20 protein-coding genes are annotated in these 20,359 nt (G+C 71.6%); 5 read left to right on the forward strand and 15 right to left on the reverse strand.

What is annotated here, in order from left to right; translation table 11 throughout:
- The first annotated feature begins 16 nt into the window (after nucleotides 1-16).
- The gene (locus tag TCUR_RS10170; protein ID WP_148232982.1) at nucleotides 17-592 is read left to right on the forward strand and encodes a copper resistance CopC family protein; all 576 of its coding nucleotides are present in this window, start codon (nucleotides 17-19) and stop codon (nucleotides 590-592) included.
- A 74-nt stretch (nucleotides 593-666) separates the two neighbouring features.
- On the opposite strand, the gene TCUR_RS10175 is transcribed toward TCUR_RS10170, so the two are convergent.
- Nucleotides 667-1,692 carry a polysaccharide deacetylase family protein gene (locus tag TCUR_RS10175; RefSeq protein ID WP_012852406.1) on the reverse strand — a complete coding sequence of 342 codons (1,026 nt, stop codon included), beginning with the start codon at nucleotides 1,690-1,692 and terminating at the stop codon, nucleotides 667-669.
- Entirely contained in the window at nucleotides 1,689-3,311 is a 1,623-nt protein-coding gene (locus tag TCUR_RS10180; protein WP_012852407.1) for a putative glycoside hydrolase, read from the reverse strand. Before TCUR_RS10180 ends, TCUR_RS10175 begins: the two co-directional genes overlap by 4 nt.
- A gap of 562 nt (nucleotides 3,312-3,873) precedes the next feature.
- On the opposite strand from TCUR_RS10180, the gene TCUR_RS10185 reads away from it, so the two are divergent.
- Both TCUR_RS10185 and TCUR_RS10190 read left to right on the forward strand, forming a co-directional pair.
- Entirely contained in the window at nucleotides 3,874-5,088 is a 1,215-nt protein-coding gene (locus TCUR_RS10185) for an ammonium transporter (protein ID WP_012852408.1), read from the forward strand.
- A gap of 9 nt (nucleotides 5,089-5,097) precedes the next feature.
- Nucleotides 5,098-5,790: a YoaK family protein gene (locus TCUR_RS10190; RefSeq protein ID WP_012852409.1), complete on the forward strand. Its 693-nt coding sequence runs from the start codon at nucleotides 5,098-5,100 to the stop codon at nucleotides 5,788-5,790.
- A 127-nt stretch (nucleotides 5,791-5,917) separates the two neighbouring features.
- Here TCUR_RS10190 and TCUR_RS10195 read toward each other — a convergent pair whose 3' ends face one another.
- The 12 genes from TCUR_RS10195 to TCUR_RS10250 all read right to left on the reverse strand — a co-directional run bounded on the left by TCUR_RS10195 (nucleotide 5,918) and on the right by TCUR_RS10250 (nucleotide 16,104).
- Nucleotides 5,918-7,843: an FUSC family protein gene (locus TCUR_RS10195; protein WP_041439494.1), complete on the reverse strand. Its 1,926-nt coding sequence runs from the start codon at nucleotides 7,841-7,843 to the stop codon at nucleotides 5,918-5,920.
- A 78-nt stretch (nucleotides 7,844-7,921) separates the two neighbouring features.
- Nucleotides 7,922-8,278, reverse strand: a complete 357-nt coding sequence (gene crcB, locus TCUR_RS10200; RefSeq protein WP_012852411.1) for a fluoride efflux transporter CrcB — start codon at nucleotides 8,276-8,278, stop codon at nucleotides 7,922-7,924.
- On the reverse strand, nucleotides 8,275-8,676 hold the full coding sequence (locus TCUR_RS10205) for a fluoride efflux transporter FluC (RefSeq protein WP_012852412.1): 402 nt from the start codon (nucleotides 8,674-8,676) through the stop codon (nucleotides 8,275-8,277). The genes crcB and TCUR_RS10205 overlap by 4 nt, the downstream gene beginning before the upstream one ends.
- A gap of 118 nt (nucleotides 8,677-8,794) precedes the next feature.
- Entirely contained in the window at nucleotides 8,795-9,742 is a 948-nt protein-coding gene (locus TCUR_RS10210) for an urease accessory protein UreD (RefSeq protein WP_012852413.1), read from the reverse strand.
- Entirely contained in the window at nucleotides 9,724-10,359 is a 636-nt protein-coding gene (ureG, locus tag TCUR_RS10215; protein WP_012852414.1) for an urease accessory protein UreG, read from the reverse strand. Before ureG ends, TCUR_RS10210 begins: the two co-directional genes overlap by 19 nt.
- A gap of 22 nt (nucleotides 10,360-10,381) precedes the next feature.
- A complete protein-coding gene (locus TCUR_RS10220) occupies nucleotides 10,382-11,083 on the reverse strand; it encodes an urease accessory protein UreF (protein ID WP_012852415.1) in 702 nt (233 codons plus the stop codon).
- On the reverse strand, nucleotides 11,080-12,801 hold the full coding sequence (gene ureC, locus TCUR_RS10225; RefSeq protein WP_012852416.1) for an urease subunit alpha: 1,722 nt from the start codon (nucleotides 12,799-12,801) through the stop codon (nucleotides 11,080-11,082). Before ureC ends, TCUR_RS10220 begins: the two co-directional genes overlap by 4 nt.
- A 6-nt stretch (nucleotides 12,802-12,807) precedes the next feature.
- Nucleotides 12,808-13,251, reverse strand: a complete 444-nt coding sequence (gene ureB / locus TCUR_RS10230) for an urease subunit beta (protein ID WP_012852417.1) — start codon at nucleotides 13,249-13,251, stop codon at nucleotides 12,808-12,810.
- Nucleotides 13,241-14,011, reverse strand: coding sequence for a sirohydrochlorin chelatase (locus TCUR_RS10235; protein ID WP_012852418.1), 771 nt, complete (start codon nucleotides 14,009-14,011; stop codon nucleotides 13,241-13,243). Before TCUR_RS10235 ends, ureB begins: the two co-directional genes overlap by 11 nt.
- Nucleotides 14,011-14,319: an urease subunit gamma gene (locus TCUR_RS10240; RefSeq protein WP_012852419.1), complete on the reverse strand. Its 309-nt coding sequence runs from the start codon at nucleotides 14,317-14,319 to the stop codon at nucleotides 14,011-14,013. The genes TCUR_RS10235 and TCUR_RS10240 overlap by 1 nt, the downstream gene beginning before the upstream one ends.
- Nucleotides 14,320-14,353: 34 nt before the next feature.
- Nucleotides 14,354-15,328, reverse strand: coding sequence for an urea transporter (locus TCUR_RS10245; protein ID WP_041439499.1), 975 nt, complete (start codon nucleotides 15,326-15,328; stop codon nucleotides 14,354-14,356).
- Nucleotides 15,329-15,546: 218 nt separating this feature from the next.
- Complete coding sequence (locus tag TCUR_RS10250) at nucleotides 15,547-16,104, reverse strand: hemerythrin domain-containing protein (RefSeq protein ID WP_012852421.1); 558 nt, start codon at nucleotides 16,102-16,104, stop codon at nucleotides 15,547-15,549.
- A gap of 172 nt (nucleotides 16,105-16,276) precedes the next feature.
- Here TCUR_RS10250 and TCUR_RS10255 point away from each other — a divergent pair, with 172 nt between their 5' ends.
- Nucleotides 16,277-17,488, forward strand: a complete 1,212-nt coding sequence (locus TCUR_RS10255; protein ID WP_012852422.1) for a hypothetical protein — start codon at nucleotides 16,277-16,279, stop codon at nucleotides 17,486-17,488.
- 194 nt (nucleotides 17,489-17,682) lie between these two features.
- Entirely contained in the window at nucleotides 17,683-18,942 is a 1,260-nt protein-coding gene (locus TCUR_RS10260) for an FUSC family protein (protein WP_012852423.1), read from the forward strand.
- Nucleotides 18,943-18,982: 40 nt separating this feature from the next.
- Here TCUR_RS10260 and TCUR_RS10265 read toward each other — a convergent pair whose 3' ends face one another.
- Nucleotides 18,983-20,017 (reverse strand): CHAP domain-containing protein, encoded by a 1,035-nt coding sequence (locus TCUR_RS10265; RefSeq protein ID WP_012852424.1) that lies wholly within the window; start codon nucleotides 20,015-20,017, stop codon nucleotides 18,983-18,985.
- Nucleotides 20,018-20,359 lie beyond the last annotated feature (342 nt).

Below are 20,359 nucleotides of genomic sequence, written 5' to 3' on the forward strand. Positions count from 1 at the left end.
AGGTTGTGTGATGTTCATGACGCGTGCTGACGCCCGCCGTCGCGGCGCGGCCGGGGTCGTCGTGGCGGTTCTCTGCGCGCTGGCGGCCGTGCTGGTCGCGGCCGCCCCGGCGCAGGCCCACACCACGCTCAAGGAGGCCTCGCCGGCCAAGGACTCCACGGTGCCGCCGCCCTCGCAGATCGTGCTGACCTTCAACGACGAGGTGATGGTGCCGCGGGTGGTGGTGACCGACGCCGGCGGCGCCACGCACCAGAGCGGGGCGGCCCAGGTCGACGGCGTCAAGGTCATCCAGGCGATCGAAGGGACGCTGGAGCCGGGGACTTACACGGTCAGCTGGCGGGTGGTCGCCCAGGACGGCCACCCGATCACCGGCACCTACGACTTCACCGTCGAGGGCACGCCGCAGACGCCCACCGCCTCCGCCGAGCCCGCCCAGACGGCCCCGGCGACCCCTGAGGTCTCGGCGAGCCCCGCCGCCTCCCAGAGCGGCGGCGGTTCCAGCGGCTGGCTGTGGGTCGTCCTGGCGGCGCTGGTGATCGCGGCCGTGGCCGGCGGGGTGTCCCTGGTCCGGCGGCGGGCGAGCGGACGCTGACCCGGGCGTCCCGTCGCCGGATCCGCAATGGTCCGCCGTCCCGGAGGCCGGGGCGGCGGACCACCGCCGGGCCTTCAGTAGGGCCGGGCCATCTTCCGCCAGGCCGGGGCGATCTGCACGGACGAGCCCCGCGGATAGGAGATGACGGACGGGTCGCCGTCGGAGGTGTAGCGGTCGCCCCCGGCGGCCAGCTTGTCCAGCCAGCGGGTGGAGGCGAACTCCGCGTCCTCCCCGCGCGGGCCTTGCGAGCGGATCCGCGGGATGTTCAGCGGATCGAAGTCGGCCGCGTACGGGGACGGCGACGGGTTGGACCCCACCAGGAACACGCCCCGGTGCTCATAGCGGATCCCCCCGTGCTCGCCGCGCCGTGCCAGCTCCGGCCGCCTGGGGTGGATGCCGAACGGCAGCGCCAGCGTCTGGACGGTCAGCCCGGGCACCGCCTCGGTGATGGCCTTCTGGTTGGCGGCGATGTCCCGCTGCACCTGCGCGGCGCTCGCCGAGCCCAAATTGAGGTGCGTCAGGGTGTGGTTGCCGATCTCAAAGCCGTTGCGGTGCAGCCAGCCCAGCGTCCGTCGGCCGTCCGCGTCGTTGAACGGGGCGCCGTTGACGAACAGGGTCGCCACCGGGCGGAATCCCGGATGGCGGCGGGAGACCTCCAGCAGGATCCCGATCGCGGTGTCGGGCTTGGGCCTGCCGTCGGGACCCAGCGCGAACTGGCTGATGGTGCTGTCGTCGAAGGTCAGCACCACCGGGTGCCGTCCGGCGGGGATGTCGATCCGCCCACTGGCCAGCTCGGCCGCGGTGATCGGCACATAGCCCTCTTTGGCCAGCCGCTCCAGCTCGGCGCGGAAGTCGGCCGGGGTGCGGTCGTAGACCGTGGTGGGCTTGGGCACGATCTGGTGGTACATCAGCACCGGCACCAGGCCGAGCTCGTTGGCGCGCACCGTGGCCGGGTCGATCTGCGGGCGGGCGGCGCCGGCGGCGGCCTGGCCGCGCGCCGCGGCCTCCTTGGCGGTGGTCTGCGGCCCGCCCGAGCAGGCCGCGCCCGCCAGCGCGACGGCCGCGACGACGGCCGTGATCTTCTTCAGCCCCATGGTCATGTGCTCTTTCCGATCGCTCCCGGCGTCAGCGCCTCGGGGTGGTAGCGCACCGCCGGATCCCACAGCAGGAACGACTTGCTGCCGGTCTTGGCCGCCGCCTCGATCTGCGCCTTGACCTCGGCCACTCCGTAGGGGTGCCCCAGCGAGAAGTCCTGCAGCCAGGGGACGATCTGCGCCGAGGTGCCGCGCAGCACCTTGTGGAAGGTCAGCATCGAGGCGTACACGGTCTTGTAGGGCTCGGCGTTGGGGTTCTTGAGCCCGAACTCGCCCGCCCCCCAGTGCGAGGGGTAGAGCATGGGCGCCACGTAGTCGACGTGCTTGCCGATCTTGGCGATGTCCTGCCCGATCTCGTGCGGCCGGGTGGCGGCGATGCCGTAGACCGACGCCCCCAGGAACGCCCCGTGCGGCCGCACCAGCCGCCGGGTCTCGGCGATGAAGGAGGCCACGCTGTCTTCCACCGACCCTCGCAGGCCGGGGAAGCGCATCGACTTCAGCGGCCCGTCCGGGCGGCGCACGTAGTCGTAGAGGATCTCGTCGAAGCCCAGCCTGGCCGCCTCCACGGCCAGGTCGATGTTGTACTTGCGGACCTCGGGGTGGGCGAGGTTGGTGAACGACTGCGCCCCGTACTGGGAGCCGTAGGCGCCTCCGTCGGGGGTGCGGACCAGGCGGTCGCGCTTGCCGGCCCGCCAGGACGCCTTGCCCAGCTGCGGGTCGCGGAAGGCGACGATGCGGCCGATCACCCGCACGTTCATGGCGTGCAGTTGGTCGAGGGCCTGGCGCGCGTCGTAGATGCCGCGGGTGGCCTTGACCTCCCGGGCCAGCGGCACCTGGGAGTCGTAGCCGATGATGCCGTCTTCGTCCTTGATGTCGAGCTGGACGGCGTTGATCCGCTTCTCGCGGATCATCTTCAAGATCCGCTCGCGCAGCGGCTTGGAGGCCCAGGCCAGGGCGGTGACGTGCACCGCGCGGGTCTCCGGGTGCGGCACGACCACCGGGACGTGGTGGTCGGTGCGGTTGCCGGCGGCGTCGTAGGCGGTGATGCGCACCATGTCCGGCGGGAACGGGTAGTCCAGCGTGAACTTGCCCTTGCGCACCTTGGCCGGGCGTCCGTCGCTGAGCACCCGGACCGCGCCCTTGACCTCCCCGCTCAGCGAGAACGGCCGCCGCAGCCCCGCGGCCACCAGGTGAGGGGCCTGCCCGTTGGCGCCGCTGCGCAGGCCGTGGACCGTGACCGACGGCGGTGTGGCGTCGACGGTGAAGCGGCGGGTGTCGCCTCCGTCGGTCAGCGGCAGGCTGCCGGGGGCCGACACCGACAGTTCGTGCTCGCCCTCGGCCAGCGCCCCGAGCTCGGCCACCAGCCTGCCGCCCTGCCGGCGCAGCGCCAGGGGCCGGCCGTCCAGGCGGGCGCGCACCTTGCCGGGTTCGCCGGCCTCGATGACGAGGGTCTGCCGCGCGGCGTCGGCCCGGTTGAGCACCGCGCCGTCCCGGACGGTCGTGATGCGCAGCTGCGGCCCGGCGACCTTCTTGATCGCCAGGCCCCCCGCGACCAGGACGGCCGTCACCGCCGCCGTGGAGCCCGCGGCCAGCAGCCATGGCCGCGGACTTGTGATGGTCTTCATCGCCTGGAACCCCCGATACTCAAAGCAGTCAATCGATCACTATATGTGTTGGGCATTAGTGGCGGAGTGACCCGACATCGAAACCTCCGGAACGACTCTCGGTGGTTTTTGCAAAGCCGCGATCAGAGGCGGTGAACCCTGTTCTGCGGACGGCGTGGATTTCCTGATCGCGCGGCCGGGAGCCCCGCGTCTTCGGGGCTCTTGTTTGTCGGCGGTGCCTCGCCGGAGGGCTGGTCCGTAAAGCCAAGGACGTCCCAATGGAAGGAAAGTGAAAAACCCTGCAGGGGTGGCGGGATGGGTGCGGGCAAAGCCCGCGGAGGGCGATTTTCCCCGGCCTGCTTCGGCGGCCTTCCTTACCTGCTCATCGGATTCCCATATCTCGATGAACCTTTTCCCACCCGCCGTTTTCGCAGGATGTGTGCGGGGGCATCGCAGCCAGGAGAGCAGCGATGCTACCCGGGACGGCACGGGAGTGCACGCCGCCGGGGCTCCCGGACGAGGCTCTCATGACCACCGGTTGGCGGAAATTCGATGATGCTGGCTTGAAGCCGGGAGTTCGACTATGGAAGAAACGCTGAACACTGGCGATTCCGCATGGGTGCTCGTCAGTTTCGCCATGGTGCTGCTCATGACGCCGGGGCTCGCCCTGTTCTACGGCGGAATGGTCCGGGCGAAGAATCTGGTCAGCGTCCTGTACATGAGCTTCGTCTCCATCGCCGTGGTGACCGTCATCTGGTTCGTCTACGGCTTCGGCTTGGCCTTCGGCGAAGACGTGGGCGGGCTCGGCCTGATCGGCTGGGGCCAGTGGGAGTTCTTCCGGACCACCCCGTCGGTGATGCGCGAGGTCATCCCGGTCTATGTGTTCTCCCTCTTTCAGCTCGTCTTCGCGATCATCACGCTCGCGCTGATCAGCGGCTCGGTCGCCAACCGGGTCCGGCTCGGCCCCTGGATGATCTTCGGGGTGATCTGGGTGACCCTGGTCTACCTGCCGGTCGCCCACTGGGTGTTCTCCAAGGGCGGCTGGCTCAACCGCTGGGGGGTGCTGGACTTCGCCGGCGGCCTGGTCGTCGAGCTCAACTCCGGGATCGCCGGCCTGGCCCTGGCGCTGGCGCTCGGTCCAGGCCTGAGCTTCCGCCGGGAGGAACCCCCGCGGCCGAAGAACATCCCGCTGGTCATGACGGGCATGGGGCTGCTGTGGTTCGGCTGGTTCGGCTTCAACGGCGGATCGGCGCTCACCGACGGCGCCCTGGCCGCCAACGCGGTGGTCAACACGATGATGTGCGGGTGCGTGGCGATGCTGGTGTGGATGCTGCTGGAGCGGGCGCGCTTCGGTCACTTCTCCCGCCTGGGCGGCACCACCGGCGCCCTCGCCGGCCTGGTGGCCATCACCCCGGCCTGCGGGTACGTCAACCTGTTCGGCGCCACGGCCATCGGCATCGTCGCCGCCGTCGTCTGCACCTACGCCGTGGAGATCAAGACCACCGTCGGATACGACGACACCCTGGATGTGGCGGGCATCCACGGCGTCGGCGGCATCGTCGGCGTGACGCTGCTGGGTCTGCTGGCCACCGGCAAGTACGGCAGCGCCACCGCCGGCCTGGTCTTCGGCGGCTCCATCGCCCTGCTGGGCAAGCAGCTCGTCGCCATCCTCGCCGTCGGCGCCTACAGCTTCGTGCTCACCTACCTCATCGGCAAGGTCGTGGACAAGCTGTTCAACCTCCGCCCCGGCCCCCGCGAGGAGGCCCTCGGCCTGGACACCGAGCTGCGCATCGGCTGAGCCCCGCCGATGGGCGCCGCGACCGGTGCGAGCGGCCGGGTCGAGGGGCCCTGGCCGCACCTGCTCGTCGCACTGACCTTCATCACCGGGATGATCGACGCGGTGAGCTTCCTGGAGCTGGGGCGGGTCTTCGTGGCCGCCATGACCGGGAACGTCCTCATCCTCGGCCTCGGCCTGGCCGGTTACGGGGAGATGCTGCCCCCGGGACTGGCGCTGATCTCTTTTGCGGCGGGGGCGGCCTGCGGCGGGCGCCTGCTGCGGGCCCGGTTCGAGCAGCGCCGCCACCGGCTGCTGCCGGCCGGCACCGCGGTGCAGACCGTGCTGATCGCCATGGCCGCGGTGCTGTCCTCCCGGCACGGGTTCTCCGAATCCTGGGTGCGCTGGCCGAACATCGCGCTGCTCGCCTTCGCCCTGGGCTGGGAGTATGCGATCGTGCGCGTCCTGAAGGTGCCCCACCTGAACACCACGGTCGTCACCACCACGCTGACCTCACTGGTCGCCGAGCCCGCCGCGCCCCCCGCGCAACGCCACCGGCTCCTTTCGATCGCCGCCCTGCTGTCCGGCGCCCTGACCGCCGGCGCCCTGCGGCCGGTGCTCTCCCCGGCGGGCCTGCTGTGGCTGGCCGTGCTCATCCTCCTCCTCGGATGCACGGTGGTCGGTCACCTCGCCGCCGAGCGCATCGAGGCGCGGCACCGGCGCTGAACCTTCTCGTCCCGCCGTTCTCGTGCGGGCGCCTCGCAGGCCGGACGGCGCCGTGCGGCCCGCCGCAGGGGTTTCCGGCCCTTGAGCCCATGTGGTGAGCGGACAGGCCTGCTCCCCAGGGGCGGCCTTAAAGGGGAAGGGCCTGGCGCAGGCGGTGCACCTGGACGGCGACATCCTCCAGGACGTTCGCATCGCCCACGGGCGGCGGTTCCCCGGTCGGCGGCGGCCGTTCCCTGCGGACCGCCACCGCCATCTGCCGAAGCTCCTCCGCGAGCGCCGCCACCTCCCGGGGCGGCGGGGGCGCGGCGCCCTCCCGGACCTCGACGGCGGCGGCGGTGACGGCGTCCACCAGCTGCTGCAGCGCCATCAGCACCGGCCACCAGGCCGCGCCCCGGCGGCCGGCCGGCGGCGGCTCGGCCAGCGTCTGCCGCAGCGCGTTCTGCACGGCGCTGAGATCGCGCTGCAGCGCCCGCCGGTGACGGGCCCATGCCGCATGGGAGCCGGTGAACGCCTCCTCCAGGTAGCCGGCGGCCGACTCCAATCCCGCGGCCAGCCGCTCCCCGAGCCGGGCCCGCCAGCTCTCCGGCCAGCAGGCGTAACCGAACACCAGCACGATCAGGCAGCCCAGCAGGGTGTCCGACAGCCGGGCCAGCACCAGCTCATCGGACGGCTGCGGGGAGACCATGTCGAACAAAAAGAGCATCAAGGGCGTGACCGCCACCGTGCGCGCCGCATAGGACTTGACCTTCAGGACGGGGATCAGCCCGCCGAAGAACGCCGCGAGCGGGACCGCGGCCCACCCCCGCGGCACCAGCACCAGCACCAGCAAGGTGGGGACGGCCGCGGCGACCGTGCCGAGCGCCCGCAGCAGCGCACGGGTGAACACCGACCCGAAGTCCGGCTTCAAGATCACCGCCACGGTCAGCGGCAGCCACACCGAATGCACCGTGGGCACCCACAGCACGCGCAGCACGGCGCCGGACTCCACGATCGCCGAGGCGATCGCCATGCACAGGGCCAGCCGCGCCCCGTACCGCCAGGCCGCCCCGGAGGCGCAGGCCGTGCGGACGGCGGCCAGCGCCCGCACCGGCAGGGGCTCGGGCAGGCCCAGCCAGTCGGGATCCTCCGGGTGCGGCTGCGACAGCCGCGCCCGGGCGTACTCGATGGACCGGGCGAGCACCGGATCGCCCGGCACCGGCGCGATGCGGGCGTCCCGGCGGCCGGCCCGCACGGCCTCGGCGATCCGCCGCACCGCCTCGGCCGCCCCCGCCGGCGCGGGCCGGGCCGACCGGGCGAGCACGGTGACCGCCTCCAGCAGGGGAGTGGCCGCGTTGAGCATGGCGACCAGCCACCGCGTCTGGGCGTCCCAGCCGCCCTCGCCGCGGATCTGGTGACGCATCAGCGCGTCCTGGGCGGCGTCCACGGCCGCGTTCAGCGCCGCCTGGGCGTCGCCGGCGCGGGGCAGGGCCTGGAGGAGATCGGCGGCCTTGTCGTACACCTCGGCGACGGCCCGGTGCCCGGGGTCGGCGCCGGTGCCCTGCAGACGCCAGCTCAGCAGCGCCAGCAGCAGGTAGAACGCCCCGCCCGCCAGCTGGCATAGCGGGGGCAGCCACAGCGCCCCGCTCGCCGGCAGCCCGGTGCCGATCACGTTCAAAAACAGCAGGCTCAGCCCGGCCCCCGAGGCCACCCTGCCGATCGAGCTGATCAGCCCGGACACCAGCGCGACCAGCGCGGTCACCGCCACCGCCCACCAGCCGTGCCCATGGGAGAGCTGCCCGATGACCAGCCCCGCCGCACCGGCCAGCTGCGGGACGAGCAGACCCAGCACCCGCGACCGGTACGGGCCGGTCTCCGGCTGCATCACCCCCAGCACCATGCCGGACGCGGCGAACACCCCGGCCTGCAGCTCGCCCCAGGCCAGCGCCGCCGCGGTCACCGCGCCGAAGGCGACCGCCGCCCGCAGGGCCTGGGACCAGGAGGGACGTTCCCCCGACAGGGACAGGGACCGGCGCAGCCACTTGCCCGGGTCGATCCCCGTGTCGCTCGCGGCCATGCCCGGGACGTTTCCGCCCGCCGGCCGGAAATGCCGCCGGCTCCTCACGCGGGCGCCCTCCGCACCGCCCGGCGGCCCTCACACCGCCCGGAACAGGGCGTACAGGAGCGCGAAGACGGCCAGCCCGAGCCCCAGCGAGACGAGCACGTTCAACGCCGCCTTGCCGTAGGCGCCGTCCTGGAACAGGTGGACGGTCTCCAGCTCGAAGGTGCTGAACGTCGTCAGCGCCCCGCACACGCCCGTGCCGATCAGGGCCTCCCACTCGGTGCCCGCGCCCGTTCCGTGCAGCGCCCCCAACGCTCCCGCGCCCAGCAGGTTGACCGTCAGGGTCCCCCACGGGAACGCCTTGCCGAAACGCTGCTTGACCTCGGCGTCCAGCAGGTAGCGCAGCACGGCGCCGAACGCCCCGCCGATGAGCACCAGCAGCGCGATCACGGCCGTTCACCGCCTTCGGGACGGGGCGTGCGGCGCGGCAGCAGCCCGCCCAGCCACAGCCCCGCCACGATCGCGATCCACCCGCCCGCCACGCTGGCCACCGCGTAAACGACGCTCACATCCCAGTCCCCGGCGCGGCCCAGGCCGTCGATCCCGTCGATGAGGTGGGAGAACGTGGTGAACCCGCCCAGGTAACCGGTCACCAGCAACGGGCGGGCGAAGGGATGCGGCCGGCTGTGCAGCAGGTAGGTCGTCAGCACCCCCATGACCAGGCAGCCCAGCAGGTTCACCAGCAGCGTGCCCCAGGGGAAGCCGTGCTGCGCCCCGGGCATCGCATCGGTGATCAGATGACGTGCCAGGGCGCCCAGCGCTCCTCCGATGGCGATGTCGGCGAGCACACCGGGCCGCACCCCCGGGTGGCGGGGCGGCCCCTCTTTACGCCGGTCTAAGAGAAAGGCCTCGGCCCTTTCCCGGTGATTCAGCCGTTGCCGTGGTTCTCCCGCACCCCCATGTTCTTCACCTCTCGTGCCCGCCCGGCGCCCCGGGCAGCAGTTCGCGTGCCGCCTCCCATGCCTGCCGGAAGGCGGCCTGGACTTCGGGAGACCGCTCCCCGAGGATGCGCGCCCAGGCGCCGCACCCGCCCGGCAGCACGCCGGCCCCCGCCCGCAGCCCGCAGCCTGCGAGCACCCGGTGCATCGCGTCGGCCACGGCGTGCGCGGGCCCGGCCCCGGTGACGACGTACAGGGACGCCAGGACTCCGAAGCCGTCCATCACCGCAGGCCCCGTGGCGGCCCGTTCCCCCGGCACCAGGCGGAGCGGATCGGCGAACAGCAGCCGCCCGGCGGCATCGCGCACCTCCACATCGCTGCAGTAGGCGGTGTAGGCGTGCCGTTCCCCCCGGGCCAGCCGCCCGGCCAGCAGCGTCTCGCCCAGTACCACGGTGGCGTCCGGGTGGGCGGTGACGCCGATCCGCTGGTAGTAGCGCGCCCCGCCGAACGGGATCGTCATATCCGGCAGATACTCCAGGTAACCGCCGGGCCCCACGGTGAACTCCATGAGCTGGGTGGCGTAATCGCGTTCCATCCGGTAGATCCGGGTGGCGCTCTGGGTGGTCAGGCGCACGGACGCCCCCGCCCCGCAGGAGACGTCGATGCGGTAGCGGTCCCCCTGCAGCACCCCGCCCCCGGACGACATGAGCATCACGTGCGGCAGGCCCGGAGCGCGCGGGTCCAGGTAGAGCGGGCGGGTGATGTGCAGCGGGGCCTTCTGGTAGTGGCCGGTCAGCTCCGTCCGCTCTGCGATCCGCTCGAACTCCAGCTCCAGCAGCCCGACCTTGCCGGGACTGCCGACCGGCAGCACGTCCACGGCGGCGGCGTGCCGCCGCACCGGCTCGGGCACCCACTGCGGCGAGCAGCGCTCGAGGGAGACCCGCTCGCCGGCCGCCGCTACGCCGGTGAGGCGCATGCCGCCCTCGCCCGCGACTCGATGAAGTCGGCGACCTGATCGACCCCGGTGCCGGTCAGGCAGTCGGTCAGCGCGACCGGGCGGCCGCCGCGCACCGCCCGCGCGTCGCGCTCCATGACCCGCAGGTCGGTGCGGACGTACGGGGCGATGTCGATCTTGTTGATGATCAGCAGGTCGCAGTCGGTGATGCCGGGGCCGCGCTTGCGCGGCATCTTCTCGCCCTCGGAGGTGTCCAGGACGAACAGGTACACATCGGCCAGCGCCGGGCTGAAGGTGAGCGTCAGGTTGTCCCCGCCGCTTTCGAACAGCAGCATGTCCAGCTCGGGGAAGCGCTCCAGCAGCTCGGCCGCGGCCGCCAGGTTCATGGTCGGGTCGTCCCGGACCGCGGTGTGCGGGCAGGCCCCCGTCTCCACCCCCACGACCCGTTCCGGGGCCAGCGTCCCGGCCAGCGTGCGGCGGATGTGCTCGGCGTCCTCCTGGGTGTAGATGTCGTTGGTGATCACACCGGGGCGGTGGCCCCGCTGTTGCAGCAGCGGGACCAGCGCCTCGATCAGCGCGGTCTTGCCGGAGCCGACCGGGCCGCCGATCCCCACTTTGAAGATCTTCTCCAGGTGCATCGGGTGTCCTTGTGCGCGGTGGTCAGGTGGCGAACAGCCGGGCCGCCGCCCGTTCGTGGGCGGCGGCGGCGATGTCGGCGGCGGGCGCCGAGGCGTGCAGGTCGCGGGGGTCTTCGGCGGCGAGCGCCGTGTGCGCGGCCCGGATGAGGTCGGGGCGGACCTGGTGCAGCAGCCGCTGGGCGCGGCGGAAGTCGCTGCAGCTCAGCCGCACCGCCGCCGTCGTCCAGCCGACGGCGAACGCGTGCAGCTCGGCGGCGACCGCGTGCGCCACCGGCACCCCCAGCCCCGCGTGGAGCACCCCGGCCACGACGGCGTGATTGCCCGGCGTGGCCTTGTCCTCCACCAGCTCCGCCAGGCGGACGGCCGGCGGCGTCGGGAAGGCGAAGACCGCCGTGTCGAGCACCTGCCGGCCGGTCCGCACCGAGGCGGCGCGCTGCTCGCGGCTGAGCTTGATCGCCTCCAGCCGCCGGTCGACCTCCGCCAGGCGCTCCCAGTCCCGCGCGGCCGCGGCGCGGTGCGCCAGCGCCAGCGCCGCCGCGTCCCCCGGCCCCACCGCGTTGCGCAGCAGGTCGGTCAGCAGCTCCCGCAGGTTCTCCGGCCCGGCCAGGCCGAGCTGGACGTACCCCTCCAGCCCGTGGGAGAGGGTGTACCTGCCGCTGGGGAAGGCCGAGTCGGTGAGCTGAAGCTGGGCCAGCAGTGCGCCCAGGTCGGCGCGGCCGTTCATGCCAGGAAGAACAATCGGTTCAGCGGCAGCTTCGTGGCCGGTTCGATGTGCGCCGGCTCCCCGTCCACGGTCACCCGGTAGGTCTCCGGATCGACCTTGATCTCCGCGAGCGTCGAGTTGTGCAGCATGTGCCGCTTGTCGACGGTCCGGCACTGGCTCACCGGCCGGATCAGCCGCTTGAGGCCCAGCCGCTCGGGCACGCCCGCCTCGATCGCGGCGATGGACATGAACGTCACGCAGGTGGTGCTGAGCGCCTCGCCGTAGGCCCCGTAGGTGGGACGGAACCGCACCGGCTGCGGCGTGGGCAGGGAGGCGTTCGGGTCGCCCATCTGCGCCCAGTTGATCATGCCGCCCTTGATCACCATGAGCGGCTTGGCCGCGAAGGAGTGGATCGGCCACAGCACGATGTCGGCGAGCTTGCCGTCCTCCAGCGACCCGATGGTGTCGGCCATCCCGCTGGCCCGGGCCGGGTTGATGGTGAGCTTGGCCAGGTAGCGCAGCACCCGGAAGTTGTCGTTGCGGGAGGAGTCCTCCGGCAGCGGGCCGCGCTTGTCCTTGTTGTGGTGGGCCATCTGGAAGGCGCGGGTGAAGGACTCGCCCACCCGGCCCATCGCCTGGGAGTCCGACCCGATGATGCTGATGATGCCCAGGTCGTGCAGCACCGTCTCGGCCGAGATGGTCTCGGCGCGCACCCGGCTGTCGGCGAACGCCACGTCCTCGGGCACGTCGTAGCTGAGGTGGTGGCAGACCATGGTCATGTCCAGCAGCTCATCCACCGAGTTGCCGGTGTACGGCAGGGTCGGGTTGGTGGAGGCCGGCAGCACGTTGGGCTCCCCGGTCACCCGCAGGATGTCGGGGGCGTGACCGCCGCCGGCGCCCTCGGAGTGGTAGGTGTGGATGGCCCGGCCGTTGATGGCGGCGATGGTGTCCTCGACGTAACCGGCCTCGTTGAGCGTGTCGGTGTGGATGTTGACCTGGATGTCGAACTCGTCGGCCACCGACAGCGCGCAGTCGATGACGGCCGGGGTGGTGCCCCAGTCCTCGTGCACCTTCAGCCCGCAGGCCCCGGCGCGGATCTGCTCCTCCAGCGGCACCGGCAGGCTGCTGTTGCCCTTGCCGAGCACCCCGATGTTGATCGGGACGCTCTCATAGGCCTGCAGGATGCGGGCGATGTTCCACGGCCCCGGGGTGGTGGTGCAGCCGCGGCTGCCGTCGGCCGGGCCGGTGCCGCCGCCCAGCAGCGTGGTGATCCCGTTGCTGAGCGCGTGCTGGGCCTGCTGCGGGGACAGGAAGTGCACGTGGGTGTCGATCGCCCCGGGGGTGGCGATGAGGTTCTCCCCGGAGACCACCTCGGTGCTGGCGCTGACGATCAGGCGCCGGTCCACCCCGTCCTGGGTGTGCGGGTTGCCGGACTTGCCGATCCCGGCGATCCGGCCGTCCTTGACGCCGATGTCGCCCTTGACGATGCCCAGCACCGGGTCCATCACCACCACGTTGGTGATCACCAGGTCCAACGCGACCGAGCTGCCGGAGGCCGGGTCGGCCGACATGCCGTCCCGGGCGGTCTTGCCGCCCCCGTACTGGGTCTCGTCCCCGTAATGCCCCGCGATGTGGTCTTTTTCCACCTCGACGATGAGGTTGGTGTCGCCCAGGCGGAACCTGTCGCCCACCGTCGGGCCGTACATCGTCGCGTACTGCTTGCGGCTCATGGTGGCCATGGCGGCTCAGCCCTTCTTCTTCGATTTCGCCGAACCCGGCTTCTTGGACGGCTTTTCCTGCTCCTGCGAAGACTCCTCCGGCGCATCGAGGTAGCCGCGTTCCCGCATCCGCCGCAGGGCCCGCCGGCGGGCGTCCCGGGAGCGCACGCTGCCGTTGAGCAGGCCGCCGAACCCCACCAGGCGCAGCCCGCCGCCGTATTCGACCAAGGTGACCTGCTTGGTGTCGCCGGCCTCGAACCGCACGGCGGTGCCGGCGGGGATGTCCAGGCGCTTGCCGAACGCCTTCTCCCGGTCGAATTTCAACGCCCGGTTGGCCTCGAAGAAGTGGAAGTGGGAGCCGACCTGGACGGCCCGGTCGCCGGTGTTGTGCACCTCGATGGTCACTTTGGGCCGGCCGGCGTTCAGCTCGATGTCCCCTTCGCCGTACAGGTAAACGTCGTCATCGGACATGGGATGCCGCCCCTTTCAGGTTCGTCGCCGCGGGAACGGGCGGATCCCGGCGGCGATCTGCGTGGTCGTGGTGATGCCCGTGGCCGGTGGCCGCCGTCCCGTCGTCGCCGTGCCGCTCCCACCGCAGTTCCGCCTCGGCCGCGCGGGCGCGGATCAGTGCGGCCAGTGCGGCGGGGCCCAGCAGCGGCCCCGCGGTCCGGACGCCGGGCCGCTGCGGCGCCGGGACGAACGAGGCCGGCACCAGCACGACGCCGTCGGCCCCCAGCCGCAGGCAGCGGTCCACGCCCTCGTCCACGTCCGGCTCGCCGCCGAGCAGCGCCACCTCCACCCGGCGGACGGGTGCGTGCTGCCACACCAGCCGCGCCACCTTGAACAGCTCCGCGTCCGGCTCCGGGCCCGCGGCGGGCGCCACCAGCAGCGCCGCCCGGTCCGGCGGTGCGCCGCGCAGCGCCCGGGCCAGCACGCCCCTGATCCAGCCGACCAGGTGCCGGACGGTGCCCAGCGGCTCGGCCAGCAGCACCTCTCCCGGCGGGCGGTCGCGGGATGCCCACCGCAGGGTCTGCGCGGCCAGGCGCGGCAGATCCGGGTCCCGGCCGAGCGTCATCGGCACCGCCACCACCGGCCCGCCCGCCCGCACGGCCGCGTGCAGGTCGCGCCCGGCGCCGCACACCCGCAGCTCGCCGGAGCCTTCCGTGAGGGGAAGGCAGCGGCCCTGCCGGCTTTCGTGGCCGCCGACCAGCACGACCCTGCGGCCCGTCATCACTTGCCGCCCACCGGGTCGTGGCAGGAGACCAGCTTGGTGCCGTCGTCGAAGACCGCCTCGACCTGGATCAGCTTCAGCATGCCGCGCACGCCCGGCAGCACATCGTCGGGGCCGAGGACCTGTTTGCCCAGCTCCATGCACTCGGCGACGCTTTTGCCGTCCCGGGCGGCCTCGATGATCTCCTGGCTGATCAGCGCCACCGCCTCCGGGTAGTTCAGCTTCAGCCCCCGCTCCCGGCGCTTGGCCGCCATCTGCGCCACGACGAAGATGACGAGCTTTTCCATCTCCCTGGGCGTGAGATTCATCGAAGGTCCTTTCTGGGTCGTGCCGCCGGAACGCTCATCCGGCGCGCCGGAGCTTGCCGAACATCGGGACGGCCGCCAGGAACACCCAGCTGACGAGCACGAACGGCCAGGTGAGGGTGTGTCCGCCGACCACGTCGAACACGTTGGCGACACCGGCGGTCAGCCCCGCGGCCGTCACCGCGCCGACCGCGGCGTACCCGGCGCTGACGGGGCTTATCGCCAGGAAGGTGCCGAACAGCGCCAGCCCGGTCAGCACGGAGTTGTAGCCGTACAGGCCGGCTCCCAGGTCCGCCGCCTGCGCGCCCAGCACCCAGCCGGTGAGCAGCCCGATCAGGCTGGAGACCAGCGCCACCAGCCCGGTGACCCAGCCGGCGATGAACAGCCCGGCCAGGAAGATCAGCCCCACGTACCACTTGTTCTGAAAGAACACCTGGCCGATGCCGTTGAGCGTGCCCTGCCAGAAGTAGGTCCAGGTCATCGCGGTGCCGGGGGCGGCGGCCGAGGGCGGGGGCGTGCTGGCGTGCCCGGCCCACACCCGGCTGAAGGCCGGGCCCCCGATCACCGCCACGCTGGTGACCATGCAGAAGGGCGCGGTGAAAGTGGGCAGGTTGTAGGGGGTCAGCAGCACGTTCAGCGCCGAGGTGAGCACGCTGGCGGCGATCGCGCCGCCGATGACGAGCGCCACCGTCATCCACCGCACGTCCAGGTAGAGCACCAAGGCGACGCCCACCAGCGTGCCGTTGAAGCCCTCCAGCCCCGGCCGGATCCGCTCCGGCCAGGAGACGCCGAGCACGGCGGCGGTGAGGGTGGCGACCACCGTTCCCAGCAGCGCGAAGAGGCCGAACTGCCAGCCGCCTGCGAACAGCGCGATGAGGAACACCAGGCCGGTCCAGTGGTTCGGCTGGAAATCGACCTGGGCGATCCCCCTGGGAATGGTGAGCAGCCGTTCAAGACCTTGCCGTCCCCTGGCGCGTTCCGGGTGCGCCGATGGGGCCGATGACGCCGACACTGCGGGCAAAAAAGTCAACCCCTTTAGTTAGCGTGCGTGCGGTGATAAATGGAAATTTCGCTGCGCGGGATGGTTCCCGTCGCCTTAGGAGATAAAGACCAGAGAACGTCACCTTCTGGTCAAATGTTTCGTTTCCCGGATTGGGGTTCGCATGACGTCGGGGGCGCGATGCCGGCCGGAGTGCGGCCGGCATCGCGCAAGGCCCTCCCCGCGTCCGCTCAGGACTTGCGGATGATGTCGCGCACCCGGTCGGTGATGGACGCCAGCGTGCCTTTGATCATGTTGGCGGTGGCGCTCTCCACCCCGGGGTGCGGATGGGTGGGCGCGGTGGCCTCGGCCGCCTTGACCGCCGCGGCCAGGGCCCGGCGCTGGGCGTCGCTGAACTTGTCGCGCAGGCGGGGGAACTCATAGCGCTCCTCGGCGCGGGCGTGGGTGAGCACCGCCAGGCGCAGCTTGTCGAGCTTGGGCAGGAAACGCGGATCGTCGGTGTCCATGCCGTCCAGCTCGGCCAGCAGCTCCTTGGCCCCGCGCTCCTCCCGCAGGCGGTCGTCGGCGATCCCCCCGCCGCCGTCGATGCCGCGCCGGGTGAGCGGGTGCACGACCTCCTCCTCGGCGGTCTCGTGCACCGCCAAGAGCCGCACCAGCCTGCCGAACGCCTCCCGGCGCCGCTCGCCGGAATGCCGCATGACCTCATCGAACAGGTCGCGGATCTCACCGTGCTGCTGAATCAGCAGGTCGGTCACGTCCGTCTTGGTCATGGTCCCTGTGGCGGCCATATGCGCTCCTCGGCTGTGAATGGTCGATTCCTGCCGCCCGTACCCGACGCCAAGGCCCGCCATTCCCGGCCGAATGGGAGAAATACGTCAAGGGAAATTTGTGGATTCATCGCGTGAGCCGCGCCGATCACCGGGTACGGCGAATGTCCCGACGACACAGTGAGGTATCGCGATGACGTTCAATCCGTTGGAACAGCGGGGCATCCCGCTCGACCGGCAGATCCGCAACTGGAGCGAGCTCAATATCGAGCCGATCGACCCGGATCGAGCCGACCCCTACACCCGGTGCCGGATCATCACCATGAACGGCATCGAGACCGAGGCGATCTTCTTCAGCCACAACTTCGCGCGGGTCTGCCCCCAGCTGGAGGCCAAGCAGCAGCTGGCCGAGATCCGCTATGTCGAGGCCCAGCAGCAGAGGGTCGTCAACTGGCTGCTGCCCGGCCAGTCGTCGGTGCTGGAGACGGTCCTGGGGTATGAGCAGGTGGCCACCGACCTGACCAGCTGGGTGGCGCGGATGGAGCCCGACCCCTACCTCAGGCAGGCCTACGAGTTCGGCGTGCTGGAGGACTTCGACCACCTGTACCGGTACGCCAACCTCTACGAGATGCTCGAGCACCGCAAGGCCGAGAAGATCGTCGACAACCTCACCGAGGTCATGCCGGGCCGGCCCACGTTCATGCAGCACCGCGACCCGGTCGACAACGTGCGCGACCCCTATGACCGCAACCGGGTCGACCCGATCTCCAGGCTGCACGCGCTGACCATCATGTCCGCCGAGCAGCAGACCATGAACTTCTACATGAACGTCGGCCCGATGTACATGGAGCCCATCGCCCGCCAGCTCTACCAGGAGATCGGGCTCATCGAGGAGGCCCACGTCACCCACTACGAGTCCCTGTTCGACCCGGGGGAGACCTGGTGGGAGCGGCTGGTCCTCCACGAGTACAACGAGTGCTACCTGTACCACTCGTTCATGGAGACCGAAAGCGACCGGAAGGTGAAGGCCGTCTGGGAGCTGCACCTGAACATGGAGCTGGAGCACCTGCGGCTGGCCTGCGACATGATGCGCAAGCACGACGGCCGGGAGCCGGAGTCGATCCTGCCCCGCAGCCTGCCGTCGCCGGTCACCTTCGAGCCCAACAAGGAGTTCCTGCGCAACCTGCTGGCCACGCAGGTCGATCTGACCACGCTGGGCACCGGGTACGTCCGGGACGCGCATGAACGGTTCCAGCGGATGCAAGAGCGCGTCCACGACGCGCAGAAGGCGCCGAGCGAGGTTGTCATCGACCGGCACCGCGAGATGTTCGGCCGCGAGTACCGGCTGCAGACCGACGGCGAGCACCCGGTGGAGAGCCTGCGGGAGGCGCGCGTCAAGAGCTGAAAACGGCCTGAGCGGCATTCCGGCGGGCGGGCGCCGCACTTCACGGGCGCCCGCCCGTTCTCCACGCACCGGCCGGGCACGTCGTTTTCCCGGGTGGGGGCGGGTAGATCGCAGTCTGTGACCGCAGGCCGCCCAAGACCGCCCACAACCCCATGGTGAAAAGGCTCATTCCACCGGTGTCGAGGTTCCCGCCCGTGCGGCGCCTCCGCGCCGCCGCCTCCCGTGAGAACCTGCGGCGGGCCGCCCGCGGCGCCGCACCCGCCGTCGCCTACACCGCCCGGCTGGTGGTGACGGCGGTGGCGGCGTTCCTGCTGGCGCAGCGGCTGCTGCCGGTGCCGGCTCCGATGCTGGCCCCGCTGACCTCGATGCTGGTCGTCCAGGTGTCGCTGTACCGGACGCTGCGCAGCGCGGGCCGGCGGATCGTCAGCGTCACCGCGGGGGTGCTGGTGGCCGTCGCCGTGACCGACCTGGTCGGCTTCACCTGGTGGAGCCTGGGCCTGACCATCGCCGTGGCGCTGACGGTGGGCCAGCTGCTGCGCCTGGGCGACAACCTGCTGGAGGCGCCGATCAGCGCGATGCTGATCCTGCAGGTCGGCAGCGACACCGCCGCCCTCACCCGGGTGGAGGAGACGCTGATCGGCGCGGCCGTGGGGCTGCTGTCGGTGCTGGTGGCCTCCCCGGTCCGAGTGCGGCCCGCCCAGGAGGCGATCGAGGAGGTGGGCCGCTCGATGCAGCAGCTGCTGGAACGGATGGCGGACGGGCTGGAAGCCGAACCCGACCGGCGGACCACCGAACAGTGGCTGGGGTGGGCCCGCAGGATGGCCCAGCAGATCCGGCAGATCGACCAGGCCCTGGCCGAGGCGCAGGAGAGCGTCCGCCTCAACCCGCGCAGCCGGGTGGGCGTGACGCCCGGGCCGAGCCCCGCGCTGCACGCGGCCCTGCACCACCTGGAGCATTCCGCGCTCAGCATCCGCGGAGTGGCCCGCTCCATGGCCGACCGCACCGAGCTGCGCCTGAAAGACCGCACGGGCCTGGGCGCCTACATGTGGGAGGCCGACATGCGGGAGCGGCTGGCGGCCACCTTGCGCGCGCTGGCCGCCGCCACCCGCATCTACACCCGGGCGGTCACCACGGTCTCCGCCGACGAGGCGGTGCGGCTCACCGCCGAGCTGGAGGGGCGGCTGTCGCAGGCGCGGCGCCACCGCAACGAACTGGGCAGGGTGCTGCGCCGCGACCCGGGCCACTGGCCGTTGCACGGGGAGCTGCTGGTCCACCTGGACCGGCTGATCGACGAGCTGCGGGCCGCCGGACGAGGCCCGGTCACCCACCGGCCCGGCCGGCGGCGGCGCCCGATCACCCGGGGTGTGCGGCGGGTGACCGGACGGATTCCCGTCATACCGCGCAAAGTGGCCCAGTGGCGGTGGTCCGAACCCGCCGAACGCTCAGGCAAGTGAACCGGCGCTGTGCCATCGGCGGCCGCGGGCGTCCGGACGCTCAGGGGCTCAGGGAGTACGGCACCGCGTGCCCGGGGGAGACGGCGGGCCGAGGAGAAGCGGCCGGCGTGCCGCCGCGGGTGAGCTCCGCGTGCAGCGAGTCCCAGAAGGCCAGCTCCTCGTCCTCCTTGAGATGCTCGATCTTGCCCCAGAACTCCCGGTCCTCGGCCGCCGCGGCCACCGCGGCGCTGATCGCCGGCATCGCCGTGGTGGCGGCCTCCGACTCCCGCAGCGTCTCCTCCAGCTGCGCCGGGGAGACGCCCGCCGGCAGCGCCACCGGGCGGCGGTGGTGCTTGCCGCGCTTGCGCACCCGCACCGGCGGCACGGTGGGGACCTTGGCCGCGGCCGCGGCGGCCGACTTGCCCGCCGCCAGCGCCACGGTGCCCACCACTGCGAACGCCATCAGCCCGCCCAGCACCACATCGTGGCCGCCGGACAGGAACGCCTGCTCCTCCGGGGCGCCCTCGCGGGTGTGGGCCACGCTCTGCTCACCGGCCCGGGCCTCGGTCAGCTCCGAAGGGGACGGCGCCGGGGCGGCGTGCTTGGGCGTGTACTTGCCCTCCGAGGCGACCTTGACCTTGGAGGGGTAGCCGTAGCCGACGATGATGCTCTCGTCGCGGACCTTCTCCCGCAGGTGGATCCCGTCGACGTTGGCCTCGATCGTGTGGATCTTCTTGCCATCGACCTTCTTGACGATGCCGACGTGGTCGATGGCGTCGATGTCCTTGGAGCCCTTCCAGTCGAAGAACACGATCGCCCCCGGCACCGGCTCGGTGCCCCAGGCGCCGTGCTTTTTGAACCACTTGGCGTGGTCGACGGTGGCGGCGAACTGCCCGACCTGCTCGGCCACCCCGGCCTTGTCGGCCGCCCAGGCCAGGAACATGTCGCACCAGGGCGCCGTCTTGAAGTAGGGATTGTGGTCGGCGTCGACGTTCTTCGCCCACCACGCGCCGTACTTGGTGTAGCCGCCGGCCTTCTCGGTATAACCGAGCTCCTTCTCGGCGACCTCGAGCAGTTTCTTGCCTATCGGGTCCATGTCTCTCCAGTGGCCGCCTACCGGGTGCGGGGTGACAGGCGCCCCACCGCACACGGCGGACTCACTCGGGGACGTTCTCGTTCGGGGGGCGTCCCCGGGACTTCCGCGACGGGTCCCCGGTTGTTCCCGGCGCCGGCTGCGCCGTGAACATTCGGCGGTCGGTTCGACCTCCGGGGTGGAGGTAGGTCACGAACCGGTCTCGGGGGAATGTACTTGAGGTAAAGCATCGGGGGCAAGTCCCGTCCAAGAAACGGTGAGTCCCGCCTGAAGGGAGGGTAAACGCAAGGAAAGTCACCTGTCCGGAGGATCTGATGTATCCGGATAGTGAGCATTTCCGATCGG

It is taken from the genome of Thermomonospora curvata DSM 43183, from assembly GCF_000024385.1.
GTDB classification, from domain to species: Bacteria; Actinomycetota; Actinomycetes; order Streptosporangiales; family Streptosporangiaceae; genus Thermomonospora; species Thermomonospora curvata.